The sequence below is a fragment of the Streptomyces alkaliphilus genome (assembly GCF_014141535.1).
Taxonomy (GTDB): Bacteria; Actinomycetota; Actinomycetes; order Streptomycetales; family Streptomycetaceae; genus Streptomyces; species Streptomyces alkaliphilus.
Genome location: NZ_VKHT01000606.1, coordinates 1 through 3,221, shown reverse-complemented (window position 1 = coordinate 3,221; position 3,221 = coordinate 1). Strand labels below are relative to the sequence as shown.

General features: G+C 72.4%; 1 protein-coding gene. It reads left to right on the top strand.

Annotation, left to right across the window (positions count from 1 at the left end; all coding sequences use genetic code 11):
- The first annotated feature begins 219 nt into the window (after positions 1 to 219).
- Positions 220 to 2,814, top strand: coding sequence for an aminopeptidase N (gene pepN, locus FNQ90_RS17355; RefSeq protein ID WP_182607220.1), 2,595 nt, complete (start codon positions 220 to 222; stop codon positions 2,812 to 2,814).
- Positions 2,815 to 3,221 lie beyond the last annotated feature (407 nt).

The window sequence follows — 3,221 nt, the reverse complement described above, 5'->3', positions numbered from 1 at the left end:
CTCCCGACCTCTCCGCCGAACCCCCGCCCGGCGCCGGGTCGCGTCCCGGCACAATCCCCGCGCGCTGCCCGATGCCCCGTGAAAGGATCGTGGCAGCATGCGGGTGAACTTCCGTTCACCCGGTCCCGGGGCGGTCACCGCCCGGCGCGACCACCGCAGAATCCGCAGACCCACGCAGAACCGCGAGAACCGCGAGAACCGCAGAAGGAGCACCACACTGTGCCTGGCACCAATCTGACCCGGGACGAGGCGCGGGAGCGGGCTCGTCTGCTCCGCGTCGAGGAGTACGACATCGTCCTCGACATCACCGACGCCCCCGCCGGCGGCACCTTCCGCTCGGAGACCACCGTCCGGTTCGAGGCGAACGCCCCCGGCGCGAGCTTCATCGATCTGGTGGCCCCCACCGTCCACGAGGTCGTCCTCAACGGCGAGTCGCTGGACCCGGGGAAGGTCTTCGCCGATTCGAGGATCGCCCTGCCGGAGCTGGTCGCGGGCACCAACGAACTGCGGGTGGTCGCCGACTGCGCCTACACCAACACCGGTGAGGGGTTGCACCGCTTCGTCGACCCGGTGGACGGCAGCACCTACCTCTACACCCAGTTCGAGGTGCCCGACGCGCGACGCGTCTTCGCCTGCTTCGAGCAGCCCGACCTCAAGGCGACCTTCCGCTTCACCGTGACCGCCCCCGAGGGGTGGTCGGTGATCTCCAACTCCCCCACCCCGGAGCCGGAGGACCGGGTGTGGCGGTTCGAGCCCACCCCCCGCGTCTCCACCTACATCACCGCGCTGATCGCCGGGCCCTACACCTCGGTGCACAGCTCCTGGGAGAAGGACGGCCGGACCGTTCCGCTGGGCATCTGGTGCCGTCCCTCGCTGGCCGAGTACCTGGACGCCGAGGCGATCTTCGAAGTCACCCGGCAGGGCTTCGACTGGTTCGAGGAGAAGTTCGACTTCCCCTACCCGTTCGCCAAGTACGACCAGCTCTTCGTACCGGAGTTCAACGCCGGGGCGATGGAGAACGCGGGCGCGGTCACCATCCGCGACCAGTACGTCTTCCGCTCCAAGGTGACCGACGCCGCCTACGAGGGGCGTGCGGAGACCATCCTGCACGAGCTCGCCCACATGTGGTTCGGCGACCTGGTGACCATGGAGTGGTGGAACGACCTGTGGCTGAACGAGTCGTTCGCCACGTACACATCCGTCGCCTGCCAGGCCGCGGCGCCGGGCAGCCGCTGGCCGCACGCCTGGACCAGCTTCGCCAACCAGATGAAGACCTGGGCGTACCGGCAGGACCAACTGCCCTCCACCCACCCGATCATGGCCGAGATCCGCGACCTGGACGATGTTCTGGTCAACTTCGACGGCATCACCTACGCCAAGGGCGCCTCGGTGCTCAAGCAGCTGGTGGCCTACGTCGGGGAGGACGCGTTCTTCCGGGGCGTACAGGCGTACTTCAAGCGACACGCCTGGGGCAACACCACCCTCCCGGACCTGCTGACGGCGCTGGAGGAGACCAGCGGGCGGGACCTGTCGGCCTGGTCCCGCGCCTGGCTGGAGACCGCAGGCATCAACATCCTGCGGCCGGAGGTGACCACCGACGCGGAGGGTGTCATCACCTCCTTCGCCGTGCGGCAGGAGGCGCCCGCCCTGCCGGAGGGCGCGACCGGGGAACCGGTGCTGCGCCCGCACCGCATCGCCATCGGCCTGTACGCGTCGCGGGAGGACGCGAACGGCGGGAGCGCGCTGGTGCGCACCGAGCGCGTGGAGTTGGACGTGGACGGCGAGCTGACGGAGGTCCCGGAGCTGGTGGGGCACCCGCGGCCCGCCGTCGTCCTGCTCAACGACGACGACCTGAGCTACGCCAAGGTGCGACTGGACGCCGACTCGCTGGCCGCGGTCACCGAGCGGCTGGGCGACTTCGCCGAGTCGCTGCCGCGCGCCCTGTGCTGGGCCTCGGCCTGGGACATGACCCGCGACGGCGAGATGGCCACCCGCGACTACCTGGAGCTGGTGCTCTCCGGCATCGGCCGGGAGAGCGACATCGGCGTGGTCCAGACGCTGCACCGGCAGGTCAAGCTGGCCCTGGAGCTGTACGCGGACCCCGCGTGGCGGGAGGAGGGACTCTCCCGCTGGACCGCGGCGGCCCTGGGGTTCCTGCGCGGCGCCGAGCCCGGCGGGGACCACCAGTTGGCGTGGGCCCGGGCGTTCGCGGCCGTCGCCCGCACCGAGGAGCAGCTCTCCCTGCTGGAGGGGTTGCTCGACGGCTCCGAGGTCGTGGAGGGGCTGGCCGTCGACACCGAACTGCGCTGGAGCCTGCTGCACCGGCTGGTGGTGCGCGGGCGCGCCGGGGAGGCGGAGATCGCCGCCGAGCTGGAGCGGGACGCCACCGCAGCCGGTGAGCGGCACGCGGCGTACGCGCGGGCCGCCGTGCCGACCGCCGAGGCCAAGGCGGCGGCCTGGGCCCTGGTGGTGGAGGGGGATTCGCTGCCCAACGCCGTTCAGGAGTCGGTGATCGGCGGTTTCGTCCAGCCCGACCAGCGCGAGCTGCTGGAGCCCTGGTCCGCCCGGTACTTCGAGGTGCTCAAGGACGTCTGGGAGTCGCGCAGCCACGAGATGGCCCAGCAGATCGCGGTGGGCCTGTACCCGGCGCTGCAGATCGGGCGGGAGACCGTGGAGCGGACCGACGCGTGGCTGGAGGAGGCGCGACCGAACGCGGCACTGCGTCGACTGGTCACGGAGAGCCGGGCCGGCGTGGTGCGCGCCCTGCGGGCCCGGGAGACGGACATCCGCGCCGGTGGTGGCTCCGGCGCCTGACCTGCACGGTGCCCGTCCGTCCGGCCCCGGGGCCTTCGGGGCCGGACGGGCCGGACGGGCCGGACGGGCCGGACGGGCCGGACGGAAAGAACCGGTCGGGGACGCGCCCCGGCCGGCGCGTCCCCGCCGCCGGGCGCCCCGTGTTTCACCCTCACGGGTGAAACACGGGCAGGGTCCGGGCGATCCCCTTCGGGTGGACGGGACCCGCGACCCCGGGCCCGGGCGTCGGGGACCGACGCCGATCCGGACCGTTTCCGCATGTCCCGGCCCTTCACGGGGCAGCGTTGGCCGGGAGACGGGAGCGGGCGCGGGCCGGCCGGATCACCGGGGGTACCGGTGCGCGATGTCGGTCCCCCGCCGTAGCCTTTCGGCGGAAGCGCGGGCGGGAACCGGGGTGGGTCCCGGAC